Source organism: Bellilinea sp. (assembly GCF_053501535.1).
Window position 1 is genome coordinate 47,061 of record NZ_JBRCOK010000145.1, and the last position, 6,953, is coordinate 54,013.

The 6,953-nt window shown below is 44.0% G+C and carries 5 protein-coding genes; 1 reads left to right on the forward strand and 4 read right to left on the reverse strand.

Annotated features, from left to right (window positions below; all coding sequences use genetic code 11):
- Nucleotides 1-63 precede the first annotated feature (63 nt).
- Nucleotides 64-288: a YtxH domain-containing protein gene (locus tag ACWIZX_RS13420; protein WP_448336132.1), complete on the forward strand. Its 225-nt coding sequence runs from the start codon at nt 64-66 to the stop codon at nt 286-288.
- 61 nt (nt 289-349) lie between these two features.
- On the opposite strand, the gene ACWIZX_RS13425 is transcribed toward ACWIZX_RS13420, so the two are convergent.
- From ACWIZX_RS13425 to ACWIZX_RS13440, 4 genes are all read right to left on the reverse strand, one after another.
- Nucleotides 350-2,407, reverse strand: a complete 2,058-nt coding sequence (locus tag ACWIZX_RS13425) for a hypothetical protein (protein ID WP_448336133.1) — start codon at nt 2,405-2,407, stop codon at nt 350-352.
- 189 nt (nt 2,408-2,596) lie between these two features.
- Entirely contained in the window at nt 2,597-4,153 is a 1,557-nt protein-coding gene (locus ACWIZX_RS13430) for an ArnT family glycosyltransferase (protein ID WP_448336134.1), read from the reverse strand.
- 9 nt (nt 4,154-4,162) lie between these two features.
- On the reverse strand, nt 4,163-5,668 hold the full coding sequence (locus ACWIZX_RS13435) for a hypothetical protein (RefSeq protein ID WP_448336135.1): 1,506 nt from the start codon (nt 5,666-5,668) through the stop codon (nt 4,163-4,165).
- Nucleotides 5,632-6,804: a hypothetical protein gene (locus ACWIZX_RS13440; RefSeq protein WP_448336136.1), complete on the reverse strand. Its 1,173-nt coding sequence runs from the start codon at nt 6,802-6,804 to the stop codon at nt 5,632-5,634. The genes ACWIZX_RS13435 and ACWIZX_RS13440 overlap by 37 nt, the downstream gene beginning before the upstream one ends.
- Nucleotides 6,805-6,953: the final 149 nt, after the last annotated feature.

Sequence of the window (6,953 nt, forward strand, 5' to 3'; positions counted from 1 at the left end):
AAGCAAAAATTCCAGTTATAATCAAAGCGGATTAAGCATATGGGCGTAAGTAAGGAGGAAACGATGCGTCGTCTGGCTAGTTTTTTTGTTGGCGTATTGATTGGCGGATTGGTCGGCGGAACGCTGGCATTGCTGTTTGCGCCAGCCTCGGGGAAACAATTTCAGCAGCAGATCGGCGAAACCATTGACCGAATCAGCGGGGAAGTGCGCCTGGCAGCAGAACAACGGCGCAAGGAATTAGAAGAAGAATTGAACCGCCTGCGTCAGGCGCGGATTAAGCTGGAGTAGGTTGAAGGGTAACACAAAACAAGAGGGGCTGCTTTGGGTTCGGGCAGCCCCTCTTTGCTGATTAACGCTGGGCGCTGAAGGTGTAAGCAGCCGGCTGGCGGGTGAAGCGGGTTGTCCCGCTGACCACCAGCACAACTGGCTCGCCAGGATCTGCCAGTTGTACGGTATGCCGAAGCGATGAGGCAGCATCCAGGGTCAGGTATTCCACGCGTGGATTTGAACCGAGATAGATGAGGGATAAGCGGAAAGTCTGCGGCAGCCGGTTTTGAATGCGAACAAAACCGTCGGCTTGCCAGCCGCCATCATCGGTTTCAAAATCGGTGAAATAGTTAATTGCCGCGATGGAGACATCATCCAAGAGAAGCCCTTCACCATTGACGGCGGCATCGGTCACATATTCGAAGCGCAGCAGTACTTTCTTGCCCGCAAAACGGGAGAGGTCTACCACTTCCTGAATATAGCCATTGGTCTTGCCGTTGTAACCGCAGCCGTAGCTGTTGCCGGAGGGGTTTTCAGTTGTACAGGACGGCGTGTTCAGGATCTGCCAGTTTTTACCATCGTCCTCTGAAGCAACCAGATACAGGTAGTCGTAATCTTCTTCGAGATCGTACCACGTGCGGTAAGTCATCTGAATTGGCGCGCTGGTGTTGGTGAAGTCGAACTCGCGGGTGAGGGTCATGTCCGATTCGTCGCCTTTGTTCGACCAGAATGCGTATTCTCCCGAAAATGCCCCGAGTGGCAAAACGCCTACCTCACTGTTGCCTTGAAATTCCAGGGTAAAACTCCCCTGACAATTGAATTTGATGTAATCTGCCCCGTACTGGCGGACGCTGCGAGTCTGACTTCGTCCATCGCAGCTGGTGAATACTTCGGTATCGTTAACCGCTGGGGCGCTGCGGTAGCGGGTATAAGTAAAGCGCCCGTCACCGATGCGCGGGTCGTTTAGGTAGTTGGTCAGTGTCCAATCTACAAAGACATCATCGGCCTGGATGAGTTGGCCTGTGAGGGGGTCTATTTCGTTCAGGCCGGCAAGGACAGTATCCATACTATCCAGACCGTTATCGGGGTGGGCAACAAGCGATTTGGTTGCCTCTTCACCAAATCGTTCTAAGAAATAGGTTACGAACAGGAAGGATGCGCCGTAATAAGGAGTCGTGGCGCTGGAGTCGGTTGGCCAGTCGTTCAACTGGTGATCGGGGTTGAGCGAGAAGATGTAGTCAAAACCCCCCGGATCGTAGCCGTTGAGAAAAGCAGCCAGTTCGGAAAAGCCCTCGTTGAGCCAGGTTTCCTCATTCCGGTCGCGGTACCAGTGAATCATGTGCTGGAATTCATGCGCCAGTACGCCGTAGGTGAATTCTTCATCCAGCCCGGCATTGTCCGCGCTGAGAATAAACATCTCGTGAGCGTTGGAATATTGATGCGCCAGTGGATGAACGGAATCGGCGGAGGAAAAGTAGCCGGCGATGTTGCGCCCGGCCCCGCGGGTGTAGAGAATGAACAAGCGCGGATCGTTATCAACACCGGGGTTCCACTCCATGCCGAAAAATTCGCGGTTGGTTGGTACAATTTGATTGTTGAAGGTTTCAGCCAGCCGACGCAGTGCGGATTGATTGAAAGAAACGCCGTCTTCAATCCAGAAATAGGCGTTATCCGTGACATAGCGCAAAACGGCTTCCACCTGAAAATTCTCGGTGGTATCCACATTGGTTACCCAAAACTTTTTGCGGTCACCTACCTGAAAGGGTCCGCTAAACGGCACGGTTTCTGGAATTCGACCTTTGCCGCCAAGCCGTTGAGCCAGTTCCCGAGGGTCGTTCACCGGCACCAAGGCCTTTTGGAGACTTTGCAGGGTTTCATACGCACCATCGCTTGCCGGAACATTGGAAGGGGTAGCCAACGGCAGGCCAGGAGGCTCAACGACAGGCAGGGTAGGAATCGGCTGCCAGTCGTTGAAAGGAGGGGTGAACTGAAAGACGGGCGAGGTGTCGTCGCTGCTGCTGGGAGAAGTGGTTATCAGAAAACCCAGCGCTCCGGCAAACACCAGCCCGGCACAAAGGCACAGACAAAGGAAAAGAATGCCAATCAGAACGATTAATAAGGTTCGGGAGGAGTTGGACATAAGCGGCTCGTTAAGTTGCAAAAGAAGTTTTGGTTAATAATTGGCTCAATGATAACAGAGAAATCAATGCTTGGTTTATAAATGTATCTAAAATTACTAAATCTTAACAAAAAAGAATTGAAGCAAGAAACGAATGCTTTTTAGATTAATTTGTTAGATTGAACACTTATGAAATTAGAGGGAATGTGTTCATTTTGTTAGAAGTTGGGGGTTTTGATATACAACAAGTGAAGTTGTTTTAAATACAGGTATCCATTGTGTTTCGATTTGTTGAATCCACTCGTAAATGCCTGGGATCTGTTCATCCTCCCAACTTCGCGTAATTGAGTCAATTATTACATAACGTGCATTTTCAATATCTGTTTGAAAACGCATTCTCTCTTTTGGAATTCCATTTGGAAAATGGATAGTGGGTTGCTCGTTGACTGCAATCGAGATTTGATAGTCCGTTGTGTTAGCTTGAATCGCCCAGGCTATTGCCGGTGAAGCAATGATCGTATCCATCGGTTTGGTTACTGTATTTACGAAATCTATAATTTTAGAAAATTCGCTTATGTCAATTAGTAGATGATCAAAGGATGTCCGAAATTTATGCCTCGCTTGTGTATCTAAATCAAGAACCAATAAAACGGCTGGACCAAGGATTGTAATTATCAGTATCAATGAGAAAATAAAAGTTCTCCATTTTACGCTTTGGTTTTTTCGTAATACTTGGAAAACATAGGCATCGCAAAGCTCGTTGGAAAATTTTAGAATCCACTCAATCATCTTATGAATAACACTCGAAATCCCGATTGCAACGAAAGGAAGGTAAGGTAAAAAATAATAAAAACTCTGATTAATTGTGGAAAATGTCCGATTAATTACAAGTGTGGGAACAATAATTCCGAAAAATCCTATTATTGCAAGTTTCCTGTTTGGAATAGCCAAGCTACCAAGCAATCCAATAAGTAGAGATGTATCCGCAAAAGTAAAAGAAACGATAGTGGTTACTAACATAGTGGCAATTTGTAGAAAGAGGGAATGGGATGTTCCCCTTTCGAAAGTTGTTTGCCAGTCAAATAAAAAGGGGGATCCAAAAAGAAAAAGAGAAATCAAAAAGTACAAAAACAGTGGAGTCAACGAAATGACAATTACAAAAAAGAGCTTTCTTGGATCAAAAAGAAGGATTAAGATGGCAAGAAATACAACAAAGGCAATATAGGCCAGCTCAATCAGGACTCCAATGCCGACAAAAATAGAGGCAAAAAATATCCAATGTTTATTTTTAGACTGCAAATATGACCAGAAAAACCAAGTGATTAGAATAGTGATTGGAATCAGCAAATTGTATCCAAATCCGATTCGATTAAATAAGACGAATTTTGGATGCAGCGCCAATACCAGAGGAGAAAGGTATTTTATGAAAAGTAAATTCTTATCGGATAGACTTTTGAGGAACCAGAAGAGCAATACTACGGATATAATGCTGCTTAGTGCCGTAAATCCCCTCAAGACCAACAAGCTCGGTTCAAAAAAGTTGTAACTCGAAGATAGAAGCCATGGGAAGACGGGCATTCTACCGGCCAACAACCAGGAGCCCTGGATGCCGAGATATTCTAAACTTCCTTTATGCAAGTTGTTTGAAATATTAAGCAATGTGCCTTCATCATTATATATCCCCGGGTTTTGAGCGAGGTTTGTAAAACGAAAATAACCTGATAATACAATGAGAAAGATTGTATAGAACATATCCAGTTTGTTCATAAAGTTGACCTATGGTGAGCAATAGTAAATGTCTATGGCTGCTGCTTGGGGATATGATATTTTGCACATCAACTGGCACTTGTTGGTTAATTCATTCATCTCTTCTTCAACAAAAGGTGGCAAATGAGCATCTTTTGCCCATATAATCCAAAAAGAGCCGGCTGGGACTTGCCGGGGAGAAATTTTCTTTATATCGAAGGCTTGCTGCAAAGGCTGCACCAGGAACCATGCAGGCAGGTCGGCATCCAATAAATAGTGCGTTGCGCCGCTCAGATAATACTGAAAGGGTAAAAGAGAGTTTGCCGTTGCATGGAAAATGATGGTAGAGGGCTGATCAATCATAGACAGCTTTTGAATGGTTTCTTGCAGGTAACCTCCTTTTTCCTGTACAGTCCATACGAAATGATAACTTAGGTTGACAATCAACAAAACGATTAGAATTACAGAGGAAAATTTGGACTTAAGATTTGAATATACTGCGATCAATATCACGAGGGGAACAGCAAGTGGACTGAAAGAGCGGTAAAGGATGAGATGCCCATTTCGGTAAAACCATGCCGCTATTATGATCATAATTAAGGGAAATAAGCTTAAAATCAATAGAGGCGCCAAGCTATTCTTTACAAATTCATGTTGATTGTCTTCCCGTCTAAAAAAGGTGTTCACAAGAAACACGACAAGGAAAACAAAAAATACCACCAAAACCGATGTGTGGATTAACCTCAGTAATGTGCTGACCAGGGGGTTTGATATTGATGGAGTCAAAAAAATGTAATTCACTTGTTCAAGTACTCTTTGAGCATTGACTGGGGGAATGTTGTAACCCGAAAAATAGCTCCCTGAAAGATTATTCCCAAAAGAAGCTGCAAACCAAGGAATAAATAATCCGAATGACGCGCACCCAATGTAAACCATTCTGCGCCACTTATCGGGATAAATTAATATACCAATAGCAACCAGAGATATAACGCAAAAAACGGCAGCGCTGTTTGAATAAAACAATAAACCAAAACACGCCAGTGCGCCGAGCCACTTTTGTTGGATGATGAACCAAAATCCAAGCAGGTATAGACAACTCATCAGTGCGTATACTCTGGCGTCCTGTGCCATCCATAGTTGGTAAGGTGAAATCGAAAGGATGCATACCGCTAAAAATTGTTTTGTGTAGTTAACCTGAAAATGGGAGAGCAATCTTTGGGCAACAACTACCGTGAAAATTCCTGAGATTAAAGATAATATCCGATAGCTAATTTCGGATGGTGTGAAGATACGAACAATCCACCATTCAAGAATTTCCCAGAGGGGAGGATTGAGTTCTGTGGTTAACAGTGAAACCATCTTCATCAGGGACTGTCTTGTTAAAAAAACAGTTAATGCCTCGTCGTACCAGATAGAATTTGAAGATAGACCATAGATACGCAAACCAATGCCTATCCAGATGGGTATCCACAAGAGCAAATATGGATGGGGTATGTAGATTATTCTTTTTTGGCGGAGATTATCTGTGGAAGCCATAAACTGATCAGGAGGGCTAACAGACCCATGCGCAACGGGACGATAATCCACAAACTTAAGAAGATTTGACGCATCAGCATCAGTGGCCATTCAAAAATTGTCAAACCGATTAACGCTATTAAAACCAAATATGCTCTGGAAATGGGGAAGCTTAAGAGAATTAAGGGCAAAAGATATAGAATCCATTGAGGACTCCAGCCAGGCGACCAGAGCAGAAACAGGGACCAGGTTATTCCCAAGAAAGCAATCACAGAGATGGTATCGAATTGATTTCTCTTTATTAAAAACCAAATACCGATTCCAGCAAAGACCAGTAGAGTTAAATTGGGAGAGATAACAGGGGGATTACCGCGTGGAATCCCTGCAACTTCAGGATGTAGTCTGTCTTCAATGGTCAAAAATGCTCCCGTGGTCAGGTTGCCATCCAACAATGCCCATAAGGTTTGCCAAGAGCTGCGGTTTGGTTGAGCTCGCAAGGAGGCTAAAGTCATTTGGGGAGATAGTACGTATAATGTTGTGAATGTGAGGATTACAATGGTTGCAGCGATAAGACAAACTTTGACGAATTGTTTTTTTGAATAAAATCGAAATAAGGCAGGAAGAATAAAAACAGGAAACCATTTTGATAAAATACCGGCAGCGATTCCGAGCCCAGCGAGCGTTTCTCTTTTGGAAATACCCCACCATACACTCAAGATCATCAAGAAAACTGTAATCAGCTCAGCATACCACCATGTATATGGCAACATCAATAAAATGCTAAAAAAAAGCACTGTTCTCCAGTGAGCAACCGTTTCTTGATACATTTGGTGAGCGATTTTTTGAAATACGAAAATCGTTCCAGATCCCGCTAAAGCAATGATGACACAAAGAATAAAATCATATAAAAAAACTTCACCGTTACTCAATATAAAAATGATTTCGCTAGTAAAAGGAAACAAGGGTGGATATTCTACCCAATGGTTAAAATAAGGCCAACCCGGCAAGGTTGTCCAATTGTAATAAACCGGCAGGTCACCAAAACCATAATAACTGGTGGGGATTAAGGCAAGGTAAAGAATGATTCGACTAAATAGGTAGGCAAAAGGGAAAAGCCAATGTTGATTTTTTTCAATCCAGGCAACGTCATTTCTCACTTTGAAATCCTGAAGAGGGTTTGTCTAATTCAAATACGGGTTATTGTCGGCTTCATCCTGAACTGTCGTTTCTTCACCATGACCGGGCAGCAGACGGGTTTCCGGCGGGAGTGTGAGCACCTGCTGGTAAATGGACTTCAGTAATTGGG

Coding starts and splice junctions, on each gene's coding strand:
- ACWIZX_RS13435 (WP_448336135.1), bottom strand. CDS start 5,668: ATGGCTTCCACAGATAATCTCCGCCAAAAAAGAATAATCTACATACCC.
- ACWIZX_RS13425 (WP_448336133.1), bottom strand. CDS start 2,407: ATGTCCAACTCCTCCCGAACCTTATTAATCGTTCTGATTGGCATTCTT.
- ACWIZX_RS13430 (WP_448336134.1), bottom strand. CDS start 4,153: ATGAACAAACTGGATATGTTCTATACAATCTTTCTCATTGTATTATCA.
- ACWIZX_RS13420 (WP_448336132.1), top strand. CDS start 64: ATGCGTCGTCTGGCTAGTTTTTTTGTTGGCGTATTGATTGGCGGATTG.